The 26,416-nt window shown below is 64.0% G+C and carries 28 protein-coding genes; 15 read left to right on the top strand and 13 right to left on the bottom strand.

The window, feature by feature from the left end:
* Positions 1 to 50 precede the first annotated feature (50 nt).
* The 4 genes from QY049_RS37665 to QY049_RS37650 all read left to right on the top strand — a co-directional run bounded on the left by QY049_RS37665 (position 51) and on the right by QY049_RS37650 (position 4,537).
* Complete coding sequence (locus QY049_RS37665; protein ID WP_301270607.1) at positions 51 to 842, top strand: DNA-binding transcriptional regulator; 792 nt, start codon at positions 51 to 53, stop codon at positions 840 to 842.
* A 72-nt stretch (positions 843 to 914) separates the two neighbouring features.
* Positions 915 to 2,411 (top strand): bifunctional 3-(3-hydroxy-phenyl)propionate/3-hydroxycinnamic acid hydroxylase, encoded by a 1,497-nt coding sequence (locus QY049_RS37660; protein ID WP_301270606.1) that lies wholly within the window; start codon positions 915 to 917, stop codon positions 2,409 to 2,411.
* A gap of 24 nt (positions 2,412 to 2,435) precedes the next feature.
* Positions 2,436 to 3,287: a fumarylacetoacetate hydrolase family protein gene (locus QY049_RS37655; protein ID WP_301270605.1), complete on the top strand. Its 852-nt coding sequence runs from the start codon at positions 2,436 to 2,438 to the stop codon at positions 3,285 to 3,287.
* Between the two features lie 41 nt (positions 3,288 to 3,328).
* Positions 3,329 to 4,537, top strand: coding sequence for an ABC transporter substrate-binding protein (locus tag QY049_RS37650; protein ID WP_301270604.1), 1,209 nt, complete (start codon positions 3,329 to 3,331; stop codon positions 4,535 to 4,537).
* 3 nt (positions 4,538 to 4,540) lie between these two features.
* Here the strand turns inward: QY049_RS37650 and QY049_RS37645 are convergent, their stop codons facing one another.
* From QY049_RS37645 to QY049_RS37625, 5 genes are all read right to left on the bottom strand, one after another.
* Complete coding sequence (locus QY049_RS37645; protein WP_258766570.1) at positions 4,541 to 5,383, bottom strand: hypothetical protein; 843 nt, start codon at positions 5,381 to 5,383, stop codon at positions 4,541 to 4,543.
* Positions 5,384 to 5,581: 198 nt separating this feature from the next.
* Positions 5,582 to 6,073, bottom strand: coding sequence for an SRPBCC family protein (locus tag QY049_RS37640; RefSeq protein WP_194482332.1), 492 nt, complete (start codon positions 6,071 to 6,073; stop codon positions 5,582 to 5,584).
* A gap of 2 nt (positions 6,074 to 6,075) precedes the next feature.
* Positions 6,076 to 6,519 (bottom strand): helix-turn-helix transcriptional regulator, encoded by a 444-nt coding sequence (locus QY049_RS37635; protein ID WP_301270603.1) that lies wholly within the window; start codon positions 6,517 to 6,519, stop codon positions 6,076 to 6,078.
* A 233-nt stretch (positions 6,520 to 6,752) separates the two neighbouring features.
* A complete protein-coding gene (locus QY049_RS37630) occupies positions 6,753 to 7,577 on the bottom strand; it encodes an outer membrane protein (protein WP_194482330.1) in 825 nt (274 codons plus the stop codon).
* Between the two features lie 275 nt (positions 7,578 to 7,852).
* Entirely contained in the window at positions 7,853 to 8,557 is a 705-nt protein-coding gene (locus tag QY049_RS37625; RefSeq protein ID WP_301270602.1) for an SDR family oxidoreductase, read from the bottom strand.
* Between the two features lie 116 nt (positions 8,558 to 8,673).
* Between QY049_RS37625 and QY049_RS37620 the strand changes: the two genes are divergently transcribed.
* Both QY049_RS37620 and QY049_RS37615 read left to right on the top strand, forming a co-directional pair.
* On the top strand, positions 8,674 to 9,516 hold the full coding sequence (locus QY049_RS37620) for a GNAT family N-acetyltransferase (RefSeq protein ID WP_258766567.1): 843 nt from the start codon (positions 8,674 to 8,676) through the stop codon (positions 9,514 to 9,516).
* A 156-nt stretch (positions 9,517 to 9,672) separates the two neighbouring features.
* The gene (locus tag QY049_RS37615; protein WP_194482327.1) at positions 9,673 to 9,987 is read left to right on the top strand and encodes a hypothetical protein; all 315 of its coding nucleotides are present in this window, start codon (positions 9,673 to 9,675) and stop codon (positions 9,985 to 9,987) included.
* Between the two features lie 25 nt (positions 9,988 to 10,012).
* Here QY049_RS37615 and QY049_RS37610 read toward each other — a convergent pair whose 3' ends face one another.
* On the bottom strand, positions 10,013 to 10,474 hold the full coding sequence (locus tag QY049_RS37610; RefSeq protein WP_194482326.1) for a hypothetical protein: 462 nt from the start codon (positions 10,472 to 10,474) through the stop codon (positions 10,013 to 10,015).
* Between the two features lie 1,008 nt (positions 10,475 to 11,482).
* Here QY049_RS37610 and QY049_RS37605 point away from each other — a divergent pair.
* On the top strand, positions 11,483 to 13,339 hold the full coding sequence (locus tag QY049_RS37605) for an alkaline phosphatase family protein (RefSeq protein WP_258766565.1): 1,857 nt from the start codon (positions 11,483 to 11,485) through the stop codon (positions 13,337 to 13,339).
* 51 nt (positions 13,340 to 13,390) lie between these two features.
* Here QY049_RS37605 and QY049_RS37600 read toward each other — a convergent pair whose 3' ends face one another.
* The gene (locus QY049_RS37600; RefSeq protein WP_301270601.1) at positions 13,391 to 13,975 is read right to left on the bottom strand and encodes a hypothetical protein; all 585 of its coding nucleotides are present in this window, start codon (positions 13,973 to 13,975) and stop codon (positions 13,391 to 13,393) included.
* A 392-nt stretch (positions 13,976 to 14,367) separates the two neighbouring features.
* Between QY049_RS37600 and QY049_RS37595 the strand changes: the two genes are divergently transcribed.
* A complete protein-coding gene (locus QY049_RS37595) occupies positions 14,368 to 15,027 on the top strand; it encodes a peroxiredoxin (RefSeq protein ID WP_194482323.1) in 660 nt (219 codons plus the stop codon).
* Positions 15,028 to 15,118: 91 nt separating this feature from the next.
* On the opposite strand, the gene QY049_RS37590 is transcribed toward QY049_RS37595, so the two are convergent.
* Together QY049_RS37590 and QY049_RS37585 are read right to left on the bottom strand one after the other, a co-directional pair.
* Positions 15,119 to 15,511 (bottom strand): DUF2177 family protein, encoded by a 393-nt coding sequence (locus QY049_RS37590; RefSeq protein WP_301270600.1) that lies wholly within the window; start codon positions 15,509 to 15,511, stop codon positions 15,119 to 15,121.
* A gap of 92 nt (positions 15,512 to 15,603) precedes the next feature.
* Entirely contained in the window at positions 15,604 to 17,334 is a 1,731-nt protein-coding gene (locus QY049_RS37585; protein WP_194482321.1) for a methyl-accepting chemotaxis protein, read from the bottom strand.
* 170 nt (positions 17,335 to 17,504) lie between these two features.
* Here QY049_RS37585 and QY049_RS37580 point away from each other — a divergent pair, with 170 nt between their 5' ends.
* Together QY049_RS37580 and QY049_RS37575 are read left to right on the top strand one after the other, a co-directional pair.
* Positions 17,505 to 18,896: a deoxyribodipyrimidine photo-lyase gene (locus tag QY049_RS37580; RefSeq protein WP_301270720.1), complete on the top strand. Its 1,392-nt coding sequence runs from the start codon at positions 17,505 to 17,507 to the stop codon at positions 18,894 to 18,896.
* A 68-nt stretch (positions 18,897 to 18,964) separates the two neighbouring features.
* Positions 18,965 to 19,234 (top strand): histone, encoded by a 270-nt coding sequence (locus QY049_RS37575; protein ID WP_301270599.1) that lies wholly within the window; start codon positions 18,965 to 18,967, stop codon positions 19,232 to 19,234.
* 51 nt (positions 19,235 to 19,285) lie between these two features.
* Here QY049_RS37575 and QY049_RS37570 read toward each other — a convergent pair whose 3' ends face one another.
* The 3 genes from QY049_RS37570 to QY049_RS37560 all read right to left on the bottom strand — a co-directional run bounded on the left by QY049_RS37570 (position 19,286) and on the right by QY049_RS37560 (position 21,532).
* Positions 19,286 to 20,029, bottom strand: a complete 744-nt coding sequence (locus QY049_RS37570; RefSeq protein WP_301270598.1) for a hypothetical protein — start codon at positions 20,027 to 20,029, stop codon at positions 19,286 to 19,288.
* An 88-nt stretch (positions 20,030 to 20,117) separates the two neighbouring features.
* Positions 20,118 to 20,996 carry a DMT family transporter gene (locus QY049_RS37565; protein ID WP_301270597.1) on the bottom strand — a complete coding sequence of 293 codons (879 nt, stop codon included), beginning with the start codon at positions 20,994 to 20,996 and terminating at the stop codon, positions 20,118 to 20,120.
* Between the two features lie 89 nt (positions 20,997 to 21,085).
* Positions 21,086 to 21,532, bottom strand: a complete 447-nt coding sequence (locus QY049_RS37560; protein ID WP_258766558.1) for a hypothetical protein — start codon at positions 21,530 to 21,532, stop codon at positions 21,086 to 21,088.
* A 306-nt stretch (positions 21,533 to 21,838) separates the two neighbouring features.
* Here QY049_RS37560 and QY049_RS37555 point away from each other — a divergent pair, with 306 nt between their 5' ends.
* Positions 21,839 to 22,102, top strand: coding sequence for a hypothetical protein (locus tag QY049_RS37555; protein ID WP_194482316.1), 264 nt, complete (start codon positions 21,839 to 21,841; stop codon positions 22,100 to 22,102).
* A 40-nt stretch (positions 22,103 to 22,142) separates the two neighbouring features.
* On the opposite strand, the gene QY049_RS37550 is transcribed toward QY049_RS37555, so the two are convergent.
* Positions 22,143 to 22,604: a host attachment family protein gene (locus QY049_RS37550; protein ID WP_301270596.1), complete on the bottom strand. Its 462-nt coding sequence runs from the start codon at positions 22,602 to 22,604 to the stop codon at positions 22,143 to 22,145.
* A gap of 344 nt (positions 22,605 to 22,948) precedes the next feature.
* On the opposite strand from QY049_RS37550, the gene QY049_RS37545 reads away from it, so the two are divergent.
* The 4 genes from QY049_RS37545 to QY049_RS37530 all read left to right on the top strand — a co-directional run bounded on the left by QY049_RS37545 (position 22,949) and on the right by QY049_RS37530 (position 25,980).
* Positions 22,949 to 23,221, top strand: coding sequence for a hypothetical protein (locus QY049_RS37545; protein WP_258766555.1), 273 nt, complete (start codon positions 22,949 to 22,951; stop codon positions 23,219 to 23,221).
* A gap of 130 nt (positions 23,222 to 23,351) precedes the next feature.
* Positions 23,352 to 23,531 carry a hypothetical protein gene (locus QY049_RS37540; RefSeq protein ID WP_246755832.1) on the top strand — a complete coding sequence of 60 codons (180 nt, stop codon included), beginning with the start codon at positions 23,352 to 23,354 and terminating at the stop codon, positions 23,529 to 23,531.
* A 141-nt stretch (positions 23,532 to 23,672) separates the two neighbouring features.
* Positions 23,673 to 24,638, top strand: a complete 966-nt coding sequence (locus QY049_RS37535) for a helix-turn-helix domain-containing protein (RefSeq protein ID WP_301270719.1) — start codon at positions 23,673 to 23,675, stop codon at positions 24,636 to 24,638.
* 157 nt (positions 24,639 to 24,795) lie between these two features.
* Positions 24,796 to 25,980 (top strand): IS481 family transposase, encoded by a 1,185-nt coding sequence (locus QY049_RS37530; protein ID WP_301270718.1) that lies wholly within the window; start codon positions 24,796 to 24,798, stop codon positions 25,978 to 25,980.
* The last annotated feature ends 436 nt before the right edge of the window (positions 25,981 to 26,416 follow it).

The raw sequence follows: 26,416 nt of genomic DNA, 5'->3' as shown, positions 1-26,416 counted from the left end.
CGCAAAGACGATAATCGCGAAGCCGTCGGCCACAAGGGAGGAAATACGAAGTGTCCAAGGAGCGGACGCGGAACGGCCAGCCGCGGCAGTCGGAGGGCGTGCGCGCCTTCAAGCGCGGGCTGGACGTGCTGCAGGAGGTCAACCGCTCCGGCGGCATCCGCGCCGGCGACGTCGCCCGCGCGCTCGACCTGCCCCGCCCCACCGTCTATCGCCTGCTCGAAACGCTGGAGGAACTCGGCTATGTCGCCCGCAGCGCCAGCGACGACCGCTTTCGCGTCACCCGGCTCGCCCTGAGCCTCGGCGACGGCTACGACCCCGGCGTGGTGATCTGCCAGGCGGCCGCGCCTTTTCTCGCCGAGCTGAGCAAGACGCTGGTCTGGCCGGTCGATCTCTCCACTTACGAGAACGCGGCGATGGTGGTGCAGGAGACCACGCATTCGCGCAGCCCGCTGTCGATCGACCGCGGCATGATCGGCAAGCGCTTGCCGATGCTGCGGACCTCCGCGGGCCGGGCCTATCTCGCCGCCTGCCCCGTGCGCGAACGCGATCTCATCGTCAGCCATCTGCGCCGCATCGACGAAGCTGACGACCGCCCCTTCCTCGAGCGGACCCGCCTCGACCAGATGATCGCCGAGACTCAAGCACGCGGCTACGCGACCCGCAGCGAGGGCGAATACAATCCGAAGACGGCGTCGATTGCCGTTCCCATCGTGCGCAATGGCGCGGTCTACGGCTGTATCTCCATCATCTGGATCCGCTCGGCGCTGGGGATCGAGGAAGCCATGGCGCAGTTCGTCAGCCAGCTTCAGGAGACGGCTGCGGCCATTCCGGTCGAGACTTAGGGTCGTCCGCTGGGCGGACACTTCGGCCGGCGCCGTTGAAGCGGTGGCACCTGATGGGGAAGAGATAGCCCCATGCAAGATAAATCCGCTCCTGAAGAGTTTGACGTCGTGATCGTCGGCCGTGGCCCGGTCGGCGCCACGCTTGCCAATCTGCTCGGCCTCTGCGGCGTGCGGACGCTGGTGCTGGAGCGCGAGGCGCGGACCTATCATCTGCCGCGCGCGGTGCATTTCGACGACGAATGCATGCGCGTGTTCCAGACCATCGGCCTCGCCGACGCCATCCTGCCGCAGGTCATCCTCAGCCCCGGCATGCTGTTCCTCGACGCCGACGGCAAGATGCTGCTGGACTGGTCGCGACCGCAGACGCTGACGCCGATGGGCTGGAACCTCAGCTATCGCTTCCACCAGCCCGATCTGGAGGACGCGCTGATCGGCGGCCTCGCGCGCTGGCCGCACGTCACCTTGCGCAGCCGCTGCGAGGTGTTCGCGCTGGACCAGGACGAGACCGGCGTGCGCATCCGCTACGAGGATATCTCCAACGGAAAGCTCAGCGAAGTTCGCGCCGGTTACGTCATCGGCTGCGATGGGGCTCGGTCAATCGTTCGCCGCTTCATCGGCTCCGGCATGGACGACCTGGGCTTTCACGAGCGCTGGCTGGTGATCGACGTGCTGCTCAAGCGCGCGCGCGACGATCTCGGCGACTACAGCCTTCAGCACTGCGATGTCAGGCGTCCCGCGACCTATGTCCGCGGCACCGGCACGCGGCGGCGCTGGGAGATCACGGTTCTCCCTGACGAGGATTCGAACGAGGTCGCTCAATCCGCAAAGGTCTGGGAGCTGCTGTCCCGCTGGATCACGCCCGAGGATGCCGAGCTCGAGCGCGCGGCGGTCTACACCTTTCATTCCGTGATCGCACAGCAATGGCGTAACGGCCGGCTGCTGCTGGCCGGCGATTCAGCTCACCAGACCCCGCCTTTCCTCGGCCAGGGCATGTGCGCCGGCATCCGCGATGCCGCCAACCTCGCCTGGAAGCTCGCGGCCGTCATCCGCGGTGATGCCGCGCCTGGCTTGCTCGATACCTATCAAAGCGAACGGCAGCCGCATGTGCGCGAATTCATCGAGCTCGCCATCCGCCTGGGCGGTGTCATCAACACCAAGGCGATCGAAGCGGGCCTTGCCGCCGGGCAAGCGCGCGAGAACGCGCCGGTCAAGCTGGAGGTGAAAAAGCCCCTGCTCGGCCCCGGGCTCGCGCTCGGCGAGCTCGCGCTCACCGGACATCTCGCGCCGCAATTCATGCTGAAGGACGGCAGCCGCGGCGACGACCTGATCGGCTACAGCCATGTGCTGCTGGTCGAGAGCGCCGCGCATCCCGCGCTTTCGCAAGCGGGGATCAAAATCCTGACCGGCGATGATGCGCAAGGCATCGGCCCCTGGCTGCGCGAGCACGGCCTCACCGCCGCGCTGGTTCGCCCCGACCGCTACATCCGCGGCACCGCCCGCAACGATGCCGAACTCGACCGGCTCATCGCCGCAATCACGCCTCCCACCCACGTGCCGTCCGCGGCCTGACCGAACATCTCTCGAGGATATCCCATGAAGCTGCTCTCTTTCATCGTCGACGGCCGCGCCTCGTTCGGGGCCGTCAGGGACAATGGCGTCGTCGATCTCGGCAAACGCATGGCTGGATGCGCAACGCTGCGGCAGTTGCTCGAAGCGGGCAGCGTGACCGAAGCGACGAAGCTGCTCGCATCCACTGCGCCGGATCATCCGCTGGACAGCATCAGCTTCGCGCCCGTCATCCCCGATCCCGGCAAGATCATCTGCGTCGGCCTGAATTATCGAGACCACGTCGCCGAGACCGGCCGCACCGTCACCGAGAAGCCGGCGCTGTTCGTCCGCTTCCCCTGCAGCCAAGTCGGTCATCTTCAACCGATCGTGAAACCGAGGGTGAGCGACGATTTCGATTACGAAGGCGAGCTTGCGCTCGTCATCGGCAAGCAGGGCCGGCACATTCCGGCGAGCCGCGCGCTCGACCACATCGCCGGCTACGCCTGCTACAATGAGGGCAGCATCCGCGACTGGCAGCGCCACACCAGCCAGTTCCTCTCCGGCAAGACCTTTGCGGAGAGCGGCAGCTTTGGCCCGTGGCTGGTGACGACGGACGAGATTCCCGACCCGTCGAAGCTCACGCTCCAGACGCGCCTGAACGGCGCCGTGGTGCAGAACACCACCACGGATCTGCTGATCACCGGCATCCCCGACCTGATCGCCTACATCTCGACGATCTGCCCCCTCGTCCCCGGCGACGTCATCGTGACGGGTACGCCGGGCGGCGTCGGCCTGAAGCGCACGCCGCCTCTGTGGATGCGTCCCGGCGACACCGTCGAGGTCGAGATCTCCGGCATCGGAACGCTCCGCAACAAGGTCGTCGCCGAGGCGGCCTGACCGCCAACGCCATCAAACCAACGATAAAATCAGGAAACGCCATGGCTACTCTCCGCACCACATCCACCGCCATCCTGCTGATCTCGCTGGCGCTCGCCGGCACCGCGCGCGCCGAGATCAAGGGCGACGCCGTCCGCATCGGCGTCCTCACCGACATGAACGGGATTTTCGCGACCGCGATGGGCCCCGGCTCGGTCGAGGCCGCGCGGATGGCGGCGGAGGAGTTCGGCGGCAAGATCAACGGCAAGCCGATCGAGATCCTGCAGGCCGATCACCAGAACAAGCCGGACCTTGCTGCCTCGTTGGCGCGAAAGTGGTTCAGCGACGGCGTACAGGCGATCGCGGATGGCGGCAGCTCCGGCGCGGCACTCGCCGTGCAGGAGCTGGTGCGCGGCAACGGAAAGATATTCCTCGTCTCCGGCGCCGGCGCCAACCAGCTCACCGACGAGGCCTGCGCGCCCTCGAGCGTGCAATGGACCCAGGACGCCTACTCCACGGCGACGGCCGTCGTCTCCGGCGTCATGCAGACCAGCAAGGAGCCGTGGTTCTTCATCACCGGCGACTACGCCTTCGGCCATTCGATCGAGGCAACCGCGCGCGACCGCATCACCGCGCTCGGCGGCAAGGTCGCCGGCAGCGTCAAGGCCCAGCTCGGCACGCCCGACTACTCGTCGTTCCTGCTGCAGGCCCAGTCCTCGGGCGCAAAGATCCTCGCAATCAACGTCGCCGGCGACAACGCCACCGCGATCAAGCAGGCTGAGGAATTCGGCCTCGCCGACCAGGGCATCAAGATCGTGCCGATGTCGTTCCAGAACGTCGACATCGAAGCCGTTGGCCTGAAGGCGACGCGCGGCGATCTGATCGTCACCTCGTTCTTCGAGGACGTCTCGCCGGCCGCGCGAAAATTCTCCGACGCGTTCTATGCGCGCCGCAAGGCGATGCCCTCGCAGATCCAGGCCGGCGTCTACTCGGCCGTGCGGCACTATCTGCAAGCCGTCAAGGATACGGACTCGGACGACAGCGCCACCGTGATGGCGAAGATGAAAGCGACGCCGGTGTCGGATGCCTACACCACCAACGGCCACATCCGCGAGGACCAGCGCATGGTGCACGATCTCTACCTGGTGCAGGTCAAGACGCCCGAGGAATCCAAGGGCCCGTGGGACTTCGTCAAGCTGGTCGCGACCATCCCGCCCGAGCAGGCCTTCCGCCCGCTCGACCGCAGCAAGTGCAGCCTGGTCGGCAAGTAGCCGTTACGCCAGATACCGCGTGAGATAGCCTTCCATGGCGTAGAGCGCGCAGAGCGCAAGGCTCGACCATACGGCGGCGCTGAAATACAGGAACATCCAGGTCAGCTCGCCCTTCCAGTGCGCGATGTCGTGGGTCACCACCCATCGCGTCGAAACGTCATGCAGGCCCTCGAGGAAGCCGAGGAACCTATTGCCCTCGGCATGCCCTGCCCGCCAGCGGCTGAGATACATCGGCACGTCGACGGTGACGAGGAAGGCGAGGAAGCAGGCGATGCCGACGATGCCGGCGACCAGCGCCCAGCGCACCGGTCCCTGGAATTCCGGCATCAGACGGCACAGGGCGATGCCGGCAAGGAAGAACGTCACCGCCCACAGCGAGTTCTCGATCGCGTTGAAGAGGAAGTTGGTGGTGACGACGGCATACCAGGAGAAGCATTCGGCGACGATGATGATCGGCACGATCACGAGCGCAATGTTCACCGCGGTCTGCGCGCCAGTCATCTTGCCGAGCTGATGCAGGATGATCGCCCATTGCGCAGCGAAGCACACCTCTGCCACGGTCGCGACCGTGCGCCCGATGAAGACGCTGGAGAGCCAGGTGTCGAACAGGCAGATGCGCTGCACGTCGGCGCGCGGCAGCACCGAGCGGAAGGCGCAGCCGAACACATAGCCCGCGCACAACAGGAACATCAGCCCGATGTCCGAGCCACCGCCGACGCTGCCGGCCACGCTCGGATAGAACTCGCGGTACAGCATAAACCAGACGAGAATGTTCGCCGCACTGACAAGCGTCAGGGACCCCCACCACCACGCGAGGGGATTTGACCGGGCCTGCCACTGCAACATGATGAGCTCCGCTGTAGTCGAGATGACATCCAACGGTAGCAATTCTGTCATAAATGTTACGCACGGCGCGACAAAAATCTGCGTGACGCCACTGTCATAATTCGCACGCGCAGTGTCATAATTGCAAAGACGCCTGCGTTTCCAAACTCATTCAGGAGGCGCCACTTCGCGTGGCGCCCCCCGAAACATGCGCAGCTTTTATTTCTTCAGACCGCCGACATAGGCCGCGAGCTTGTCGAGCGTCTGGTAGCCGTATTCGACGGCGCCGAAGCCGATCATGTGGTCGCGCTGTTCCGAGGTCGATGCCAGTTGCCGCATCATCAGCACGGTCTTGCCATTGCTCTGTTCGGCAAAGGTCAGGATGAAGCGGAACATGCTGGGATCGTCGTCCTGGTCGTCGCCGTGGTCCATCTCCATCAGCTTCGGCCGCTCGATCCGGCGGAAGCGCATGCGGTTCGGATAGACGGTGCCGTCGGGGCCGATCATGTTGAAGCGCCAGACGCCGCCGACGCGCACGTCGATCTCGAAGGTCTCGATCTTGAACCCTTTCGGCCCGAACCATTGCGGCAGGTGTTTTGGATCGGACCACGCCTCGAACACCAGATCGCGCGGCGCGTCGATCACGCGCGACATCACAATCTCGCGGTCGATCGACCATTGCGACAGGGCGGCATTGGCAGCATTCGTCATCGTCAGGTACCTTCTCGTTTGCTTGGCTTGTTGTTGGTCTTCTCGGTCGTTTTGGACGGCCGCCGGGCGGCCGCCCTCTCCTTCTTCAGCTTCATCACATAGGCCTCGAAGCGGTCGAGCCGCGCTTCCCAGATCGCGCGCTGGTGCTGGAACCAGTCTTCCGCACCGACGAGCGCCTCAGGACTGAGGCGGCACGTGCGCACGCGGCCGGACTTTTCCGACTGCACGAGCCCGCTCGTCTCCAGCACATGGATGTGTTTCATGAAGCTCGGCAGCGCCATTTCGAACGGCTCGGCGAGTTCTCCGACCGAGGCCTCGCCGGCACACAGCCGCATCACGATGGCCCGCCGCGTGGGATCGGCGAGCGCCGAGAAGACCTGGTCGAGCTGGGGTAATTGGTTAGCCATGAAGCTAACTATAGGGCCACCGCGATCCGGCGTCAACAATTGTTAGCCAGAAAGATAACTATTTTTCGCAGCCCGGACGGAGCAAGGCGCAATCCGGGATTATCGCCTCGCGGAATCATCTCGCTGGATTTCGCTGACGCTCCATCCGGCTAACGAAGCAAGGCCACAGCAATGGAACCACAACGCGCAAATGTGAATTGGGCTGCCCCGGCCCTCCCAAAACAGAAAGCCCCGGCCGGGCCGGGGCTTTCCTCGCCACATCTAAACCGGGATCAGTATCTGGCGACCACGGGCCCACCGAACTTGTAGTTCACGCCGATGCGCACGATGTTCGATTTGATGTCGAACGAATGCGTGAAGGTCTGGGCCGGCAGCGGCCCACCAGCGACGAGATTGTTGCTGGTCATGCTGGCGCGACCGAGATCGACATAGAGATACTCGGCCTTGAGCGACCAGCCGTTGCCGACCGCATATTCGCCGCCGACACCTGCGGTCCAGCCGACGCGGGTATCGCGGATCGCGCCGGATTCGGTCGCGGCTGCGAACGTGTCGGAAAAGTTGAAATTGCCCTTCACGTCGGCAATCGCCGCACCGCCCGTGGCGTAGATCAGCCAGCTCGGCGTTGCGAGGAAGCCGATGCGGCCGCGGATCGTTGCGAGCCAGTCGGCCGAGACCTGCGAGTTGACGGTGAAGCCCGTCGGTGCACAACAAGGATAGAGCGCCGAACCGGTCGCGCTGCCCTTGAAGCCGAAATAGTTGATGTCGCCCTCGAGGCCGAACACCGCGCTGTTGACCTGCCAGTTGTAGCCGGCGGTCAAACCTCCGGTCACGCTCGAGGAGTTGACGTGCTGCGCGCCGACCGCTGCGATGGCAGGCACGCTCGAATTTGCGAAGTACGCGACCGGAGGGTCGAGGGTGGTGGTCGCGGCATCAGCACTGCCCCACTGCCCACCGACATTGCCGCCGACGTAGAAACCCGTCCAGTTATAGGCGGCCGCCATCATCGGCGCCTTGGTGTAATGCGCCGCGAGGTCGGCGGCTTGCGCGGCCACGGTGCCCAACACGGCCATCGCAGCCGCCAGCAAAAACCTTTTCATTCCAGTCTCCTTGCCCCACGCGATCGAAACGCGCGTCTTCACATGCACCGCCAGGTGTTTCCGGCACGGGCTAGGCATAGGCAGCACCTCGCGCGGCGTCTTGGGCTGCGGCGAAGTTCGCAGGGACTGTGACGCAATGTGCGCGCAACATCGTACGAACGGATGACGAGTGTGACCCCGGGGCCACGCATCATCCTTCAGCGGCGACGCGCGATGCAGCGCCGTGTCGCATCAGACAACGAGACAAAGAAAACGCGACTCGAATGGCCGGCGTATCAAACCGAGCGCGTCAATCCGCCGTCGACGCGGATGTTCTGCCCGGTGATGTAGGCCGCACCGTCGGAGGCCAGGAACGAGATCGTCGCCGCGATCTCCTCGACCTTGCCGTAACGCTTCAACGGCACGCTGTCGCGGCGCGCATCGGTTTGCGGCAGGCTGTCGATCCAGCCCGGCAGCACGTTGTTCATGCGGATGTTGTCGGCCGCATGGGTGTCGGTGAAGATTTTTGTGTAGGCGGCAAGGCCTGCGCGGAACACCGCCGAGGTCGGAAACATCGCGCTCGGTTCGAACGCCCAGGCGGTCGAAATGTTGATGACGGCACCGCCCTTCTGCGCCTGCATCGCCGGCATCACCAGCCTGACCGGACGGATCACGTTGAGCAGATACGTATCGAGGCCGAGGTGCCACTGCTCGTCGGTGATCTCGGTGATCGCCGCGCGCGGTCCGTGGCCGGCGCTGTTGACGAGCACGTCGATCCGTCCCCACTTCGCCAGCGCGCCGTCGACGAGGCGCTTGAGGTCGTCATTGGACTTGTTCGACCCGATGACGCCAAACCCGCCGAGCTCGGTCGCGAGCGCTTCGCCCTTGCCGGAGGACGACAGGATCGCGACGCGAAAGCCGTCGGCTGCGAGCCGCCGCGCGGCCCCTGCTCCCATGCCGCTGCCGCCTGCGGTGACGAGTGCGACCTTCTCTGCTGCCATGACCGGATATCCCTGTGATAGTGTGTTGAGGCTCAGCCTGTCGTCAGGCCTTCTACCGCCACACTTGCCCGCAAACCAGACTTGCCAACAGGCCCATAGCCACGAGGCGACGCGACATGAGCGATTTGCAGATCCGCAATTTGCGACCCGACGAGATCTCCGTCGCGATCGACTGGGCCGCGGCTGAGGGCTGGAATCCCGGCCTTGCCGATGCCGCCTGCTTCGCGATCCCCGATACGCGGGGCTTCTTCGTCGGCGAGATCGACGGCGAGCCGGTCGCAACCGTCTCCTGCGTCACCTACGACGAGCGCTTCGCGTTCCTCGGGTTCTACATCGTGCGCGCTGGCTTTCGCGGCAGAGGCCATGGCCTGCGCATCTGGAACGCCGCGATCGCGCATGCAGGCTCGCGCGTGATCGGGCTCGACGGCGTCGTCGCCCAGCAGGACAATTACAGGAAGTCCGGCTTCCAGCTGGCCTATGCCAATATCCGCTGCGGTGGCATCGTTGCCGCGCCACCGAAGCCGCCCGCCGCAGTTGTTGCGCTCGACGCAATCCCGTTTGCGCTCGTGCAAGCCGACGACGCCACCGTCTTCCCGGCCCCGCGCCCGGCCTTTTTGCGCGCCTGGATCAACGCACCGGGACACGTCGGCCGTGCACTGCTGCGCGACGGCAAGCTTGCCGCGTGGGGCGTGATCCGCCCCTGCCGGAGCGGTCGCAAGATCGGCCCGCTGGTGGCCGATGATCGCGCCTCGGCGGAGGCCGTATTGCAGGCTTTGCTGGCGAGTCCCGGAAGCAACGAGATTGTGCTCGACATCCCCGCGATGAACCGCGATGCTATGGCGCTTGCGGAATCCCTCAGGCTGAAGCCGACGTTCGAAACGGCGCGAATGTACACCGGACCGATCGCGTCATTGCGGCTCGACCGCGTGTTCGGGGTAACCAGCTTTGAACTGGGTTGATAGCGACTTTTAATTTCGGCCCATGCTGCCTGAGATTTGTAATCTGTTTCACGTGCCCGCTGCGATGCAGCGTGTATTGGTGTTCGATCCGCCGAATTGTCCGGCCGGCGCGAACGTCATTTTCCGACCATCGATATTTTCCGTCCAGAGGATTTCATGACCGAAGCCAGAACCAAGGCCCGCCCCTCTCAACACACGACCGACGACACCCAGCGCCTCGGGATCGCGGCTGCGCTGCTGCTTGCGGTCGTGACGGCGCTCGGGCTGCACACGCTCGTCTCGGCGTCTGCGATGCGCGACGCCGCCGAGGCGGAGCTCGCGCGCGTCATTGCCAATGAGGATCGGGATGTCTGCGGTCAGTTCGGGCTGCGCCCGGGGACAAACGCGTTTGTGGCTTGCAGCCGCGAGCTGGCGAATGTGAGGCAGAAACAGTCGGACCGCGACGAGGCAGCCGCGGCAGGCATCCTGTAGCGTTCGGTGAAACCCGGCGCGCTGCTCAGTAGCAGCGCGTGATGTTGACGGTGTGCTCGACACCACCACGGCCGGGGACGGTCACCTGCTCCGTCGGGCAGCTCGACACATAGGGCCGGTCGGATGGCACGACGTTCGGCGGGAAGCGGTGTGCCCAGTCCCAGGGAACGTCGTAGGTGTAGGTATAGCGAACGTCGTTGGTGACAGGCTGCCCCGCATCGACGAAAGGTTCGCTGTGACTCGCGCCGTCGTAGAAGAACCCGCCGCCGCCGGGCCAGTAGACCCAGGGATTGTTGAAGCGATTGCCGCGGCCGCGGAACCGCGCACCCGCCGAGATCGACGGTCGTGCCGCGGCCGGCGGCGCGGCGGCGGCCACCATGCCATGCGGGGCGGCGCCGCCCGGTCGTGCAAAACTATCGCTGGCGGCAAGGAGCAGCGCGGCTGCGCTGAGAGAGGCGAACAACGCCCCAACTGATCTGGACATCATGATACGCACCAACTCGTCTGGCTTCGCAAATTGCGGCTCCCCACCGCACGCTAGGCCGCCCTGTCGCCCGCCCGCAAACGTATAATTAATTATTGGTTAAGGCACGGGATTAACAGGGAACCGGCTGCGGCAGAACGCCCGGCATTTCCGGCGACCGTTGCCCGGATGAAGCCAGCGAAATCCGGGGCCGCTGCCCGTGCCGCGAGAATCCCCATCCGGGCTACAACCCCTTGCGGTGCCCAACGGGCAAAACACGCCATCCATTGGTCGAGACCGCCGCTCAAAATATTCCGCTTTACCGAAATTCGGAAACGGCGTATGTGTCGCGCAACCCGGCCCCTGGAAGAGGGGCGTATCGCGATCGTCACGACGCGGGCCGGGCCGTGGTGGGCGTGGGTCTCATCGGCGCGAAGGGCTTTGCAGGGCGGGCAACCGTGAGCAAGACCATCGCGCACACGACCGGTGTGATCCGCGTACGGCAAAATCGTGTGGTCCTGGCGCCCGGAGCCTGTGCGCCAAGTCCTGTGGTGATGTGCGATGTCCGACCGGACGCACACATCAGCCATCTGCAGGGCGACGGGGGCAATAGTGCATCGCTCCCCGGGGAGATCGCGACATAAGCCGTCAAACCACTGCGCAGGGAAGGCCGGATGTTTGGCTTCACCTGTATGCCGCTGTGCAGCCTCTCGTAGCGCAGATATCGCACAGTGGACCGCGGGTGCCAGCCGGCACCCGGTCTTCCCTGCACCCTCTTTCATTTGAGGGTGAGGCGACAACGCAAAGCTCGGGCGGATAAAGCCGCGAGGATGATTATCCATGTCTAACCTTGAACTGGGTCTCGTGCCGCCTGTCCGCCCCCGCAATGACGAATCCGAGGATGCCTGGCCGCCTCCCCGTCACTTCTGCATGCCGATCCGCTCTTGTAACAAAACCGTCACACAGCAAAACTAAACGATTGCCGGGGGCCGCGGTTCGGCGGCCAAGCCGCCTCACCGCTAGGAGATTTTGATGCGCCGTTCACTGGTGTTGCTGTCAGCCGGATTGACAGTGCTGTCCACCGGATTTGCCTCCGCTGAGAACAACACGCCCCGCAACCTGATCCTGTTCATTCCCGACGGGCTGCGCGCGCTGAAGATCACTCCCGAGACCGCGCCTGCCATGGCCGAGGTCCGCGACAAGGGCGTCAACTTCAAGAACTCGCATTCGCTGTTCCCGACCTTCACGATGGCCAACGGCTCGGCGATGTCGACCGGCCATTATCTCGGCGACACCGGGGTGTTCTCCAACACGATCTGGACCAACTACACCTCGGCACCCGCCGGAGACACCGTGGTCCCCTTCATCGAGAACGACGCCGTGCTCGGCGACGTCGACGAGCATTTCAAGGGCGACTATCTCAACGAAGAAACCGTGTTGAAGATGGCCCGCGACAAGGGCCTGAGCACGGCCGCGATCGGCAAGGTCGGCCCGACATTTCAGTTCGACCACACCGATCATCCGGAGAAGCCGGGCAAGCACTCGATCGTCATCGACGATTCCACCGGCGGCAAGGCCGGCGTGACATTATCGGACGAGATGAAGGACGCCCTGACCAAGGCCGGCCTGCCCCTCGTCGCTCCGAGCCGCGGCGACAACGCCAAGGCGGGTGACGCCAAGACGCCCGGCACCACGACGGCCAACGTCGTGCAACAGGCCTATTTCGCCGACGTCGCGACCAAGGTCGTGCTGCCGATGTTCAAGGCGCGCAACAAGCCGTTCGTGCTGGTGTTCTGGTCGCGCGATCCCGACGGCACCCAGCATAACCAGGGCGACAGCCTCAATCAGATCCTGCCGGGCATCAACGGCCCGAGCACGATGGCGAGCATCAAGAACGTCGACAACAACCTCGCCCAGATCCGCAAGGCGCTGGACGAGCTCGGGCTTGCCGCCAACACCAACATCATGATCCAGGCCGACCACGGCTTCTCGACCATCTCCAAGGAGAGCAAGACCAGCCCCTCGGCCAAAGTCAGCTATGGCGACACGCCGAAGGACTTCCTGCCGATGGGCTTCGTCGCTCTCGACCTCGCCAAGGCGCTCGACCTGCCGCTGTTCGATCCCAACGACAAGAATGCGGCCGTCACCGGCAACGCGCATCCGAAGGCCGGTAACGGCGTCCTCGGCAAGGATCCGACCAAGCCCGACCTCGTCGTCGCCACCAACGGCGGCTCGGACCTGATCTACCTGCCGAGCAAGGACAAGAAGCTGGCGGCCAGGACCATCAAGGCGCTGATGGAGCAGGACTACGTCTCCGGCCTGTTCGTGGACGATCAGCTCGGCCGCTTCCCCGGCACCATGCCGCTGTCGAGCATCAATCTGCGCGGCAAGGCAGCGACGCCGACACCGGCGATCGTGGTCAACTTCCGCTCCTACGCCAGCGAATGCGGCGAGGCGCCGACCAATTGCTCGGTGCAGGTCGCCGACACCGTACTGCGCCAGGGCCAGGGCATGCATGGCAGCTTCAGCCGCGGCGACACCTACAACTTCATGGCTGCGATCGGTCCGGACTTCAAAGCCGGCTATGTCGACGAGCTGCCGGTGAGCAATGCCGACGTCGGCATGACGGCGGCCCAGCTGCTCGGCCTGCGCGGTTCGCGGAATGGCGGTCTGGTCGGCCGGGTGATGTCCGAGGCCCTGCCCAACGGCATCGTGCCGAAGGCCTTCAAGTCCGTCGAAAAGTCGAAGAAGAAGTCCGAGAACGGTCTGGAAACCGTGCTCAACGTCCAGCGTGTCGGCAGCCAGCGCTATTTCGACGCCGCCGGTTTCCCCGGCCGCACGCTGGGCCTGGAGCCGGACGCCGGCAAACAAAAAACGGCGGGGAAATAACCCCGCCGCTTTTCTCGCGCCCCCGCGAGGGGCGCGCGAATGTCTTGGTCCTTACATGCCGATGTCGAACACGTTCGGCAACTGGCCCGCCAAGGGCAGCGCGGTGGCGCCCAGGAAGGTCGCCACCAGCGCCATCAGGCGGCGGTTGTTCTGGCGCTTGCCGCGCATCTGGCCGGCGATCCACTCCAGCATCTCGCTCTTGACCTTCGAGGCATAGGACGGCGCCCAGCTCTCGATGTCGGTGTCCTGCGCCAGTGCGACGCTGCGCGAGGGAACCTTCAGGCCAGAGGCGCTCGCGGCGTAATGGGCGACGGCCTTGGCCAGCAAATCGTCGAAGCGCCCGCCGTCGGCGCGCTCGGTCGCAGCCTCGTTGATCTCGAACAGCGCCTCGGCTTCGGCGCGGCTGACCGGCTGGTCGTTGACCGCGGCGGCGGTCAGGATGCGCTTGCACCAGGCGGTGTCATCGGCATCGATGGAGCGGGAAAAGTGCACCCGGCCCTTGGTGGTCGGGCCTTCGCCCGTGATCACGCCGTCACGGACGACGGCAAGGGCATGGGCTGCGGTATCGCGGCAGGACGGTTCGAGGGACGACGACTCAATGGACTTTTCAGCGGACTTGGGCAGTGCGGCGGACATAGCTCACTTCCAGATTTCTTCTGATCGACCAGCATTTTCATGCTGGCGTAAAGGGGTGGTTAATGATTCGATATGGGGATCGCGACTTTTCTCAATGGTTGCCGATTGGTCGCTGCGAGGACCATTTCGGTTCCGGAGAGCGTCGGGCGGGCGTGATGCGGGTCATAAAAGGCATTATCGGGGCAATCGACACCGTGAAGCCCCGGTGAAGATGTTTCGCCGCAGGCGCCCCCGTAACAAAAACGTGCTCGGAAATCAGCCCTTCAGAGGAGGAATTCACATTTTACTTCAAGCAGTTCAGTTGCCGTTCACTTGAGGTCGCCAAGCCCTTATATTGGGCACGACGGCCTGACAGTAATTCTCAAGCAATTTCAATGTGATGAGGTCAAACCATGACACTTCCGATCGGCGCTACCGCCCCCGACTTCGAAGCTGAGACCACCGAAGGGAAGATCAAGTTCCATGACTGGATCGGCAACAGTTGGGCGCTCCTGTTCTCGCATCCGAAGGACTTCACGCCGGTCTGCACGACAGAGCTCGGCGCTCTCGCCAAGTTGAAGCCGGAATTCGACAAGCGCGGTGTCAAGCTGATGGGCCTCTCGGTCGATCCGGTCGACCGCCACTCCAAATGGTCGGAGGACATCAAGGAGACGCAAGGCGCCGCCCCGAACTACCCGATGATCGGCGACACCGATTTCAACGTCTCCAAACTCTACGGCATGCTGCCGGCCTCGACCTCGGGCGATCCCCTCACCCGCACGCCGGCCGACAACCAGACCGTCCGCAACGTGTTCATCATCGGGCCGGACAAGAAGATCAAGCTGGTGCTGGTCTATCCGATGACCACGGGCCGGAACTTCCAGGAGATCCTCCGCGTGATCGACTCGCTCCAGCTCACCGCAAAGCATCGCGTCGCAACGCCGGCCGACTGGTCGCAGGGCGACGACGTCATCATCGCGGGCTCGGTCTCCAACGACGAGGCCAAGACGATCTATCCGCAGGGATGGAAGGAGCCGAAGCCCTATATCCGCATCGTGCCGCAGCCCAAATGATCAATCGTCATCCCGGGCGATGCGCCAGCATCGAACCCGGGATCTCGAGATTCCGGGTTCGATCCTGCGGACCGTCCCCGGAATGACGGTCTCAAGTCACACGATCCGCCACCAACAGACCCGCGGTCGATGAGACCGCGGTCACCACCGCGCCCCAGCCGATGTCGAGGAACGCGACCGGCCAGCTCCAGTGCTTGAGCAGCGCCAGCGCGGTGAGATCGAACGTCGCATAGCAAAACAGCCCGAACAGCGCGCCGTATAACAGCGTTGACTGCGCGGTTGCGCCGGTCGCGCCGCTGACGAAGGTCAGGATGCCGACGACGTAGAGCAGATAGAACAGGATCGCGGGCAAAGGCTTCAGCTCGCCCAGCATGTCGCCAACTTCAGCGGTGAAGAAGCCCTTGGCGATCAGGCCGAGGAACAGGATGTCCAGGCCGATCAGGACGACAAGGGTTGCAACGTAAAGCACGGCGATGCGGTTCACTGGCGGCCTCCCTGCCCGCCATTTTGCGGGCAGTTCATCATGCCGTCAGTTACGTCACGGCGGGCTGATGGTTTCAGTCCGCCAGTCCGGGATCAAGCCGCCTGCACGCGGTCGAGGAAGCCGTCGACCTCGGCCTTCAGATGCAGGCTCTCGCCCGACAGGGCCTTGGCGGAGGCAAACATCCGGCTCGAGGTCTCGCCCGTCTCGCTCGCGCCCTCGGCTGCATGGCGGACATTGACGGCGACGTCGGCCGTGCCGGAGGCCGCGGCGCGAACGCTGGCCGCGATGCTGTGGGTGGCGCTGCGCTGCTGCTCCACCGCAGCCGAGATCGAGCCCGCAATGCCGCTGATGCGCTCAATGGTCTCGGTGATCGCCTTGATTGCGGTCACGGACTCCTCGGTCGCAAGCTGCATGCTCGCGATCTGGGTCGAGATCTCGTCGGTCGCTTTCGCGGTCTGGCCGGCGAGCGTCTTGACCTCCTGGGCCACCACCGCAAAGCCACGGCCCGCATCGCCCGCGCGCGCGGCCTCGATGGTCGCGTTCAGCGCCAGGAGATTGGTCTGCTCGGCAATCGAGGTGATCAGCTTGACGACGTCGCCGATGCGCGCGCCGGCTTCCGAGAGCTTCGCGATGCGCTGGTCGGTGGCCTCGGCCTGCTGCACCGCCTCGGCGGAAATCGCGTTGGATTCCTGCACGCGACGGGTGATTTCGGAGATCGACTGCGACAGCTCATCCGACGCTGACGCCGCCGCTCGGACGTGGTCGGAAGCTTGCTCGGACGCGCCGGCCGATTTCGCCGACAGGTCAGCGGTGGAGCGCGCAGTGTCGGTCAATTGCCGCGCCACGCGCTCGAATTCGCCGGAAGAATGCAGCACCTTGTCGAGGATGCCGCCGACACCGCCGCGGAATTCGGCAACGAAGTTGCGAAGGTCGGCCTTGCGCTGTTCGACGGCGGCAGCCGCGGCTTCCGCCTGCTCGCTGCGCAGCCGCGCCCGCTCCAGCGAATTGCTCTTGAACACGGCAACCGTACGCGCGATCTCACCGATCTCGTCGGCACGGTCCTCGCAATCGATCGCGACATCGCTCTGGCCGTTGGCAAGCGCCGTCAGCGAGCGGGTGACCGAGGTGAGCGGCTTGGTGATGCGGCGGACGACCAGCATGGTGAGCACCAGGACCAGCAGGGCCGCGATGCCGGCCGCGACCGCCATGCTCGACATGGCCTGGCCAAGCATGCTCTCGTACTGCGCCATCGGAATGCCGACATAGAGAATGCCGACGACCTTGCCGGTCGCATCCGCGATCGGAAAATATGCGGTCATGAAGGACTTGCCGAACAGCGTAGCCGGCCCCTTATAAGCCTCGCCGCGTCGCAGGACGGCTTGTGCCGGGTGGTCGGCGGCAAGCTGGGTCCCGACGGCGCGCTCGCCGTTCTCCTTCTTCACGTTGGTCGAGCGGCGGACGAACTGCCCGCTCGCATCGTCAAACACGAACAGGGTCGCATTGCCGCCGACATAGGACACCGCGCGATCGACGATGGCGTGATCCCTGAAGTCAGGCATCTTGGCGATCTCGGCGCGCGCTACCGCGCCATCCCGAATCGTGATCTTCGCGTCGGGAACGACCTCGGCGAAGGCCAGCGCCAGCGTGCGCAGGCTGACCTCGATGTCGCGCAGGGCACGATCGTTGAAGGCAGAGGTGAGCGACCAGTAGCCGGCCCCGACCACCAATGCAGTGTTCATCGCAATCAGCAGCACGGCACACAGGACGGCCTTGGTGCCCAGCTTGAACTGCGGCAGAAATTTCGCCGTTAACAGGTTGGTCATGATTGGAACTACCCCCGGGATTCCTGCATAATCATGCAATCCGCTTACGACCCCATTAACGGTCGTTCACAGACACACTCGCGGCATGGTTTCCAGAACGTAGACGAGGACATTCCCTGCCCCCGACAAGCCCCCCACCCGTTATCGTCTGGTTCCGCGACGACCTCCGCCTGTCCGACCATCCCGCCTTGCACGCCGCCGCCAGGACCGGAGCGCCGACGATCTGCCTGTATGTGCTCGACGATGCGGCCGGACGTGCACCGGGCGGCGCGGCGCGCTGGTGGCTGGCGCAGTCGCTGTGCGCGCTCGGCGCCGAGATCGCAACCCGCGGCGGCGCGCTTGTCCTGCGCAAAGGCCCGGCGGCCCGGGTGATCCCTGACGTGGCGCGCGAGAGCGGGGCCTGTGCTGTCTACTGGAATACGGTCGCTCAAGCCCCGCATCAGGCCGTCGAGAAACAGCTCGAAGCGGCGCTGGCAAAGCTCGGCGTGGACTCGCAAAGCCTTCCCGGCGATCTGCTGGTCCCCCCCTCCGCGATCCGCAACAAGGAAGGCCGGGGCCTGCGCGTGTTCACGCCGTTCTGGCGGCGAGTGCTGTCGCTCGGCGACCCACCCAGGCCGCTGCCCGCGCCGAAGGAGCTGCGCCCGGCGCCGAAGCTCGCCAGCGATACGCTGGAGAATTGGACGCTCGAGCCGAGCAAGCCCGACTGGGCCGGCGGCTTGCGCAAGACCTGGACGCCGGGTGAAGCCTCCGCCCGTGCCCGCCTGCGCGACTTCCTCAAGCACACCGCGCGCGGTTATGTCGGCGATCGCGACCGGCCCGATCGCCAGGGCACCTCGGGCCTTTCGCCGCATTTGCGGTTCGGCGAACTCAGCCCGCGCCAGATCTTTCACGCCGCACGCTTCGCAGCGGCCGAGAACCCAGCGATCGGCCCGGGTGTCGACAAGTTCCTGAGCGAACTCGGCTGGCGCGAGTTCTGCCGCCACCTGCTCCACGATCATCCAAACCTCGCCACCGAGAACCTGCAAACCAATTTCGACGACTTCCCCTGGAAGCCCGACGAGAAGGCGCTCGCTGCCTGGCAGCGCGGGTGCACCGGCTATCCGATCGTCGATGCCGGGATGCGCGAACTCTGGCATACCGGCGTGATGCACAACCGGGTGCGGATGGTGGTCGCCTCGTTCCTGGTCAAGCACCTGCTGATCGACTGGCGCGACGGCGAAGCCTGGTTCTGGGACACGCTGGTCGACGCGGACGCCGGCAGCAATCCGGCCAACTGGCAATGGGTCGCCGGCTGCGGCGCCGACGCAGCACCCTATTTCCGCGTGTTCAATCCGGTTCTCCAGGGCGAGAAGTTCGATCCTGACGGAACCTACGTCCGGCGCTGGGTGCCGGAGCTGAAAGACGTGCCGGCGAAGCTGATCCACCAGCCCTGGCAGGCAACGCCGATCGAGCTTGCGAGTGCGGGCGTGACGCTGGGCAAGAGCTATCCGCAACCGCTCGTCGATCACGCCAAGGGACGCGAGCGCGCGCTCGCCGCTTACGCAAAGATCCGCAAAGGTTGAGCGTTGCTTTGACACAATCATGAAACCCGCTATCGTCATCGCTCCATGCAAACCGTGGGGGACACGATATGGACGACGAAAAGCCGATCACCGAGCAGGCGCTGGAGACGATCTCCACCGCCGTGGAAGCGACCAAGGACGCCGCCGTCACCGCCGTGAAAAAGGTGAAGAAGGCCGCCAAGAAGGTCGCGAAGAAAGTCGCGCCGAAGAAGGCTTCCAAGAAGAAAGCCAAGAAGGCTGCAAAGAAGTCGTCGAAAAAAGCGGCCAAGAGGTCCGTGAAGAAAACGGCTAGGAAAGCTGCCAAATCAAAAAAGAAGGCCAAGAAGGCCAAGCGCTGATCGCAACGCGCGACAGTCTCCGGGTGCGGGGGCGCCCGGAGGCTTCCCTCACTACCCGCGCCGCTTCGCGGCGCGCCGCCCCGGATGGTGCTTTCCCTTCGGATCGCGAAATTCGCTGCGATGGCCGCGCCGGTCTTCGGCGTTGAAACGCCGCCGCTTCGCAGGTGACCCAAACGCCTTGATCACCTTCCTGCCGTTGACCTTCTTGATGACGTAGCCACCCTCGGTCATCGAGAATGGCGCCTTCAGCGTTCCCTTGTGGTCGAACCTGGTGCCGCGGGGATGCTTGAATGGCTCGAACCAGGACGGGTAGACGAAGTTCGACATCGGCAGACCGTCGACGTCGAAGGAATCCTCCTCCACCGCGTCGCAGACCTCATAGGCGTATTGGGTGTTCGGGTTCTTGTCGGCCCAGAGATTGGCCATGGGATCGAGCACCATCTCGAACAGCTCGTGCGAGGCTGCCACGCTGATCGGCTCCTCACCCAGTGCCTTGACGAAGATCTTCGAAATCGGCTGGCCCCGATGGGTCAGTTCGTGGCGCCCGAGCATGTTCTTGTGCAAGGCATCGTCGAAATAGACCAATTGCCAGTCGGTGCCTTTGGCCTTGCGCGTGACATAGAGGTCGACCGGATAGCCCCACACCGGCAGGAAATGCTTGTCGTAACATTTCTGCAGCGCCGCGGTGAGCCGGCTCATGTCGCGGTCGCTGATCGACTCCCTGGCGTAGTTGATGCAGGCAATCCGGACAGGCTTCATCGACATGCCGAGCAGTGCACGCTTCGCCTTCTTCATGCAAATCACCGTGTGAAAGGCCGCTGAAATGCGGTCAGCCTAACACGAAGGATGCTGCACGTCAGGGATGTGTTCCGGCAAGCCTCCCCTACGCGCCGAAGCGCCGGTTGACCACGAGCACTGCGGCTGCGCACATCGCCATGCCGGCGATCGCCAGCGCATCAAGCTTCTCGCCGAACAGCAGATAGGCCATCAGCGCCGTCACCGCAGGCACCAGATAGAACAGGCTCGCAACGGACGTCGCCGCGGCGTGGCGGATCAACCAATACAAGAGCCCGATCGACCCGATCGAGAGCGCGACGGCAAGCCAGGCGAGCGCAAGCACGAATTCGCGCGTCCAGTGCACGACCCGACCCTCGAACAGGAAGGCGCCGGTCGTGAAAAAGATCGTGACCGCCACGTATTGCACGAGATTGCCGGCGCGCCAGTCGATGTGGTTGCAGTAGCGCCGCTGATACAGCGTACCCAGCGTGATGCTGATCAGCGAGACCACCGAGGCGAGCCAGCCCAGCCCGGCCTCTCCAGTCATCGGGCGATTGTGCAGGATCAGCGCCACGCCGCCGAGCCCCAGCAGCAGGCCGCCCCATTGCACCGGCGTCACCTTCTCGCCGAGCCAACGGTTGGCAATGGTCGAAGTCAGGATCGGTTGCAAGCCCGGAATGAGCGCAGAGAGGCCCGCCGGAATCGAGTGCGCGATCGCGATCGCGGTGCCGCCGAGATAGAAGCCGTGGACCAGAATGCCGGCGACCGCGCTGTGCGCGATGCCGGCGCGATCGGGCCATTTCGGGCGGGCGACGCCTGCGATGATCGCCATCAGGCCAACCACCAGCGCCATGCGGATGGCGAGATAGGTCAAGGGATCGGCGTTGTTGACGACGTATTTGGTGCCGATGAAGCCGGTGCTCCAGAGCAGGACGAACAGCACCGGCGCAGCCCGCGCGGCCAATTGATCTTGATTATGATTCATTGCCCCCTCATTGCCCGAGCGAGGGACTGTGCGGCAATGCGAATTTCTGATGCTGCGCTGCGACGGACGCGGTTGACCGGATCAGCCGATCACCATTCTTCCGGACAGGGATCGATGATCTTCCAGAGTTCGACCCCGTTCTTGATCTTCTTCATGTCGGTCGTGAGCCCGCCATTGCGGCGGATCCAGTCCTTCACCTTATCGGGGTAGTAGGACATCAGATCGGACGTCCCCTCCGCGCTGGTGACCTTGATGCCGAAGGTGAAGGCCTTGTCGTAATAGGCCTGGTGGAAGCCAAGGCTCGCCTTTGGCGTCACGCAAATCTTGTTCAGCGGCACGATGCCGAGCACAAGTGTGCAGGCCGAGTTGCAGATGCCATCGATGATCACGCGCTCGCCGGTGTCCCGGACGCGCTTGTACTTTGCCTTGTACTCCTCGACATAGCCGCCGTGGTCGCGGGTGATGTGCAACTGAGCCCGCGCGGGCGCGACGGCAGCGACGAAGAGCAACAGCAGGCTGAAGAGCGTGATGCGCATGACAGCTTGACGGCAAGAACCTTGCAGGAACGGACCGGCCCCGAAGAGCACCCCAATGAAACCCCAAAGAGCCGGCGGGAGGAATCTTTGACCCGATTCTCTTTGGCCATACTTGTGTGGGGAATTCGTTAAGCATCCCGAAAAGGCCAAAAATAGGCAGGCTCCGACCCCAATCCCGGCAATTCTGTCACACCTCCCCGGGAATCTGCCGGATTGGCTCCGAATTCGGGGCTCGGAACGGGTGCCCTCGCGAGCCGAAATGGCTATAGATGGCGGAGCTATTCGCGCAGGTTCCGGAGAATCGAGATGAGCAAGTTGAAGCTTGTAGCCGCGGTTGCTGCCCTGTCGGCGGCAATCCTAGCCCCTGGCCTCGCGGAGGCGCGGGTGCATCACCGGTACCACCGCTACCACGCCAATCCGCTGCCCTACCCGATCAGCTATCTGCACAATTACGGCCCGGGTATCACCCCCGGCACCTTCGCCTTCTACGACGGCCCGTCCACCAGCCATTGCTACCAGAGCGCAGCGGCCTATGTCGGTCAGGACCGCCGGCGGCACCCCTGCTACTAGGGGGGTGCCGCGCGAGCGACGTCCTTTGCCGGCGGGAGTCCTATCCGATGGCTCCCGACAGCAGCAACTGCTTCTCGATCTCGTAGACCGGCAGCTTGACGAGATCCTTGCCAATCTCGCCCCTGAGTGCCTTGCGCACCGCGTCCGAATAGTCGGTGCGGATCATGCCGAGCGCGCGCGGTGAGGCCACCATGGTCAGGCCCGAGGTCTCCCCCGCGCTGAGCGCGGCGTCGAGCCGCTCGGCGAGACTACGCAGGAAGGTGCGTTCGGCCTCGTCGTGCCAATCGGTCTGCTCCGTCGAACTGCGGGCACCGCCGACCGATGCATGCAGCCTGCCGGGAGCATCGGTCCCTTGCGCGGCCGTTGACGGATTGGCCTGCTCACGGACCTCTCTGGTGTGAAGGTTCGGAAACATCTCATCGCCGAGATTTTCCAGGATGAGCGCCTTGCGTCCGTCGCACACGACGAGCCAGTCGCCCTTATGGATCCTCATCTTGTTCATTGCACTGCTCCCAACAATCTGCGGGCGTAGCGTCCACCGGCGTGTCGTGGCCGGTCGCGCACGCTTCGAACTCCTCGAAACACGCCCCACAACAAAGATGACACTACGAAGGAAGCCCGACCCGCGAATTGCGCAAGATCAACGATGGCGGTGAACGCCGCGCCCTTGGCGATCCCTTGGCAATCCCTTGGCGATCGGCGCAGGCCCGGGATAGTTGGACGGCGCCTGATCAGGGTTACGGCCGGCCGGCTGAAGGTTTGTTCATCAGCATTACATTTCGGTTCTGCCACAATTTGATCAGAACAATTTCGGTATTCTGTATTGCGTAAGCGGAGGAAGACATCATGAAGCTTAAGATCGGCCTCGTCGCCGCGTTCCTGTTTGGTGCCCTCACGGCATCGGCGTCAGCCATGCCCGTTGCCCCGGCGCCTGCGGCTCCGCAGGTCTCAAACGTCGAGCAGGTCCGCACGGTCTGCGACGCCTGGGGACGCTGCTGGTGGCAGCCGAACGTCTATTACGGCTACGGATACGGTCCCAGATATTATGGACCGCCGCGCTACTACGGCCCGCGTTATTATGGCCCGCGCTATCGCCACTACGGCTATCGCCGCTGGTGAAGTTTGAAGGGGCCCCTCGGGCCCCTTCGCTTTTGCGAGATCACGGTGCCGCCACTGGCCATCAGGCTGGAGCAATTCCAAAACTGATCTGGATCAAAGCTGAAATTTGCCGTGTCGTCATTCTGTCTTGATGGCCGATTTGATTGTTTTCCGATGCCCGCAGACGGGCATGAACGTGCAGACCCATCTCGAGAAGCGGCAAGAGCGTGAGGGACAAAGCTTTGAGTCCTTTGCCTGCCCTGCCTGTACGAGACTCCATTTCATCGACCTCACCACCGGCCAGCCGATGAACCGAGACCGTTGGCCCTGACAGCGACCCTTCGGTCGTCGTGGCATGATGTCCGCAATACTACGGCCAGGAATCCGGTTTACTCAGTCGCTACATTTCGCCATTGATGGCTACGTACCGACGTTTCATTTTATTGTTACATTGCAGCATACGGCCAGACGCATGTTCTTCGACGCTCTCGCCCCCTCCTCCGCACTCCAGCTCACACGGTTTACCGATGTCGACGCGTTTCGACCGGCCGAAACGTTGGAAGATTCCCGGAGCATTCCCCTCGACGTCGCCAATTTCGCCGCGGCACGAGCGATCGTGAACCTGCCGGCGTGCCGGATCATCGTCGCAAGGTCGTTCGCGCGCATCCTCGAGACCACCTACCGCGCGCCGGGCGGCATGGTGATCCTGCCGATGAGCGATGATCTGCGCGCCAGCTCGAGCGGAATGGATATCGATTCCCGCTTCTTCATCGGCTTGCGCGGCAACCACCATTGCCATTTCGTCGAGCCTCAGATCAATCATCATGCGTTGCTCATGTTCCCGCCAACACTGAAGGATCGCGGCTGGTTCGATCGGCCCGACGCGTTGCGGGTTCGCGTCGCAGACACTGCCGCTCACCTCTACGCGCGGGAGCTTGTGAAAGACATTCTCAGGATTGCGTCGATCGAGCCGCACCGGTTCGAAACCTCCGAAGTCGCAACCCATCTCCAGGAGGGCCTGCTGCTCGCCCTCGACGATCTGTTTCAGATTGACCCACTGTCCGAGCGCAGCGCGCCGCGCGCGGGCGCGAGATCGGCAAGGCTCGTGCAGCTGATCGACGACTATGTCACGGCCTATCCGACCGCGCCGATCTACACCGCCGATCTCGCCGGCAAATTCGGCGTCTCGGTCCGGACTCTGAGCGGCGCGGTGAGCAAAGTACGCGGCATGAGCCTGCATCAATACATCCGCCTGAAGCGGCTGTGGGCTACCCGCGCACAGCTTCTCCGGAGCGGTGGTGTGTCGGTTGCCTCATGCGCGCGCGCCCAGGGCTTTCACCACCTCGGCGAGTTTGCTGCGGCTTACCGCGCCACCTTCCACGAAGCGCCCTCGGACACGCTGGCGCGGGCGCGGCAAACTCGTCAATACGCGAACTGATAAAAGCCGCACCGATTGCGTGGGATCGCACCCGAGGGCGTACGGCTCCGAACGGCCCGCCCCGATGGCCTTGGGCCTGAACGGCCCGAGACATAGGTGACAGAACGTACCGGACACATGGGTTACACTTTCCGCTTTTGTTCTGCGGGAGGTGTGGATGCCGTGGAAAGCGAGTTCGGTGATGGAAGAGCGCCTGCGTTTTGTTGCCCGGCTTCTGGATGGGGAAGCCATGACCGAGGTCTGCCGGGAGTTCGGCATATCCCGCAAGACCGGCTACAAGATTTTCGACCGCTACAAGGAGCACGGCCTCGAGGCGCTGAGCGATCGCTCCCGGCGGCCGGTCCGCTATGCCAACCAGTTGCCGACCCAGATCGAGACCCTGATCGTCCAGCTCAAGGCCGAGAAGCCGCATTGGGGTGCGCGCAAGATCCGCGAACTCCTGGTCAGGCGGCTCGACGGTGATGTCAGGGTTCCGGCCAAGAGCACTATCCATGCGGTGCTCGACCGCCACGGCTTGGTCAGGCGCGGCGGCGGGCCGCGCCACCGCGCGCGCGGCACGCCGCTGTCGCAGGGCACAGCCCCCAATGATCTGTGGTGCGCCGACTTCAAGGGCGAGTTCAAGCTCGGCAATGGCCGATACTGTTATCCGCTGACCGTCACCGACCATGCCTCGCGCTTCCTGCTACTCTGTGAAGCGCTGGACTCAACGCGCGAAGACCCTGCCATTACAGCCTTTGAGCGGCTGTTCCGCGAGCGCGGCCTGCCGCACGCCATCCGCTCCGACAACGGCGTGCCCTTTGCCAGTCCCAATGCCTTGTTCAACCTTTCAAAGCTGTCGGTGTGGTGGCTTAGGCTCGGCATTGCGATCGAGCGCATCAAGCCAGGCCATCCCCAGCAGAACGGCCGCCATGAGCGCATGCACCTCACGCTCAAGAAGGAAGCGACCCGGCCGCCGGGATTCAACAGCTTACAGCAGCAGGATCGCTTCGACAGCTTCCTGCACGAGTTCAATCAGGAGCGCCCCCACGAGGCTCTCGACATGAGGCGCCCGGCAGACCTCTTCACAGCCTCAACCCGTCGCTACGATGGCCTGCCTGAATTGACCTATCCCTTCCACGATCGAGACGTCGTCATCACATCCTGCGGTCGCCTCTACCTGCATCGCAAGAAAATCAACATCTCGCTCGTGCTCGCAGGCCAAAAACTCGGAATCCGGGAAGTCGACGAGGGCATTTGGCTCGTCAGCTTCATGCACTATGATTTGGGATACTTCGACCTGGAGCAGAAAACCCTGCACCCCCTCGACAACCCGTTCGGCACGAGGTTGTCACCCATGTCTTAGGTACGTTCCGTTACCCATGTCTCCGGGCTGGACAGCCGGCAAATGGCGCGCTCGGAAGGATTCGAACCTCCGACCCTCGGAATCGAAATCCGATCGATAGCAAGTGATTTCAACGACTTGCCTTGATTGTGTTGCAACGGTGCTGCTGGCGGCACGAAGCCATTTCTCTGACGCCTCGAAGCATCCCTGAAACGAAGCCGGCCTAGCGTCCCCTCATTGGACTAAAGGGGATTATGATCATGCTCGCATTGAAGCTAGTAGCCGCTGCCGCCGGCTTTGGATTGCTCGTTATGATGGTGTCGGGAGAAACCGTCGCTGACGTGGCTCTAGCCGTTCTCACATGCCTTTCGTAAGGCCGAGGCATTCAGCATCCACCCTCGTGGTAAGGCACGCGATTTGCAAAAGCCGACTCCTGGCGGATCGGACGAGGCCCGGT

It is taken from the genome of Bradyrhizobium sp. WYCCWR 13022, assembly GCF_030435535.1.
Lineage (GTDB): Bacteria > Pseudomonadota > Alphaproteobacteria > Rhizobiales > Xanthobacteraceae > Bradyrhizobium.
The sequence above is the reverse complement of the archived record's forward strand: the minus strand, read 5'-3'. Positions and strand labels throughout refer to the sequence as shown.

Coding starts and splice junctions, on each gene's coding strand:
- QY049_RS37645 (WP_258766570.1), bottom strand. CDS start 5,383: ATGTTGCAGTGGCAGGCCCGGTCAAATCCCCTCGCGTGGTGGTGGGGG.
- QY049_RS37605 (WP_258766565.1), top strand. CDS start 11,483: ATGCGCCGTTCACTGGTGTTGCTGTCAGCCGGATTGACAGTGCTGTCC.
- QY049_RS37600 (WP_301270601.1), bottom strand. CDS start 13,975: ATGTCCGCCGCACTGCCCAAGTCCGCTGAAAAGTCCATTGAGTCGTCG.
- QY049_RS37615 (WP_194482327.1), top strand. CDS start 9,673: ATGACCGAAGCCAGAACCAAGGCCCGCCCCTCTCAACACACGACCGAC.
- QY049_RS37660 (WP_301270606.1), top strand. CDS start 915: ATGCAAGATAAATCCGCTCCTGAAGAGTTTGACGTCGTGATCGTCGGC.
- QY049_RS37640 (WP_194482332.1), bottom strand. CDS start 6,073: ATGACGAATGCTGCCAATGCCGCCCTGTCGCAATGGTCGATCGACCGC.
- QY049_RS37530 (WP_301270718.1), top strand. CDS start 24,796: ATGCCGTGGAAAGCGAGTTCGGTGATGGAAGAGCGCCTGCGTTTTGTT.
- QY049_RS37630 (WP_194482330.1), bottom strand. CDS start 7,577: ATGAAAAGGTTTTTGCTGGCGGCTGCGATGGCCGTGTTGGGCACCGTG.
- QY049_RS37625 (WP_301270602.1), bottom strand. CDS start 8,557: ATGGCAGCAGAGAAGGTCGCACTCGTCACCGCAGGCGGCAGCGGCATG.
- QY049_RS37540 (WP_246755832.1), top strand. CDS start 23,352: ATGGCCGATTTGATTGTTTTCCGATGCCCGCAGACGGGCATGAACGTG.
- QY049_RS37650 (WP_301270604.1), top strand. CDS start 3,329: ATGGCTACTCTCCGCACCACATCCACCGCCATCCTGCTGATCTCGCTG.
- QY049_RS37585 (WP_194482321.1), bottom strand. CDS start 17,334: ATGACCAACCTGTTAACGGCGAAATTTCTGCCGCAGTTCAAGCTGGGC.
- QY049_RS37570 (WP_301270598.1), bottom strand. CDS start 20,029: ATGAAGAAGGCGAAGCGTGCACTGCTCGGCATGTCGATGAAGCCTGTC.
- QY049_RS37595 (WP_194482323.1), top strand. CDS start 14,368: ATGACACTTCCGATCGGCGCTACCGCCCCCGACTTCGAAGCTGAGACC.
- QY049_RS37565 (WP_301270597.1), bottom strand. CDS start 20,996: ATGAATCATAATCAAGATCAATTGGCCGCGCGGGCTGCGCCGGTGCTG.
- QY049_RS37560 (WP_258766558.1), bottom strand. CDS start 21,532: ATGCGCATCACGCTCTTCAGCCTGCTGTTGCTCTTCGTCGCTGCCGTC.
- QY049_RS37610 (WP_194482326.1), bottom strand. CDS start 10,474: ATGATGTCCAGATCAGTTGGGGCGTTGTTCGCCTCTCTCAGCGCAGCC.
- QY049_RS37545 (WP_258766555.1), top strand. CDS start 22,949: ATGAAGCTTAAGATCGGCCTCGTCGCCGCGTTCCTGTTTGGTGCCCTC.
- QY049_RS37575 (WP_301270599.1), top strand. CDS start 18,965: ATGGACGACGAAAAGCCGATCACCGAGCAGGCGCTGGAGACGATCTCC.
- QY049_RS37550 (WP_301270596.1), bottom strand. CDS start 22,604: ATGAACAAGATGAGGATCCATAAGGGCGACTGGCTCGTCGTGTGCGAC.
- QY049_RS37620 (WP_258766567.1), top strand. CDS start 8,674: ATGAGCGATTTGCAGATCCGCAATTTGCGACCCGACGAGATCTCCGTC.
- QY049_RS37655 (WP_301270605.1), top strand. CDS start 2,436: ATGAAGCTGCTCTCTTTCATCGTCGACGGCCGCGCCTCGTTCGGGGCC.
- QY049_RS37535 (WP_301270719.1), top strand. CDS start 23,673: ATGTTCTTCGACGCTCTCGCCCCCTCCTCCGCACTCCAGCTCACACGG.
- QY049_RS37555 (WP_194482316.1), top strand. CDS start 21,839: ATGAGCAAGTTGAAGCTTGTAGCCGCGGTTGCTGCCCTGTCGGCGGCA.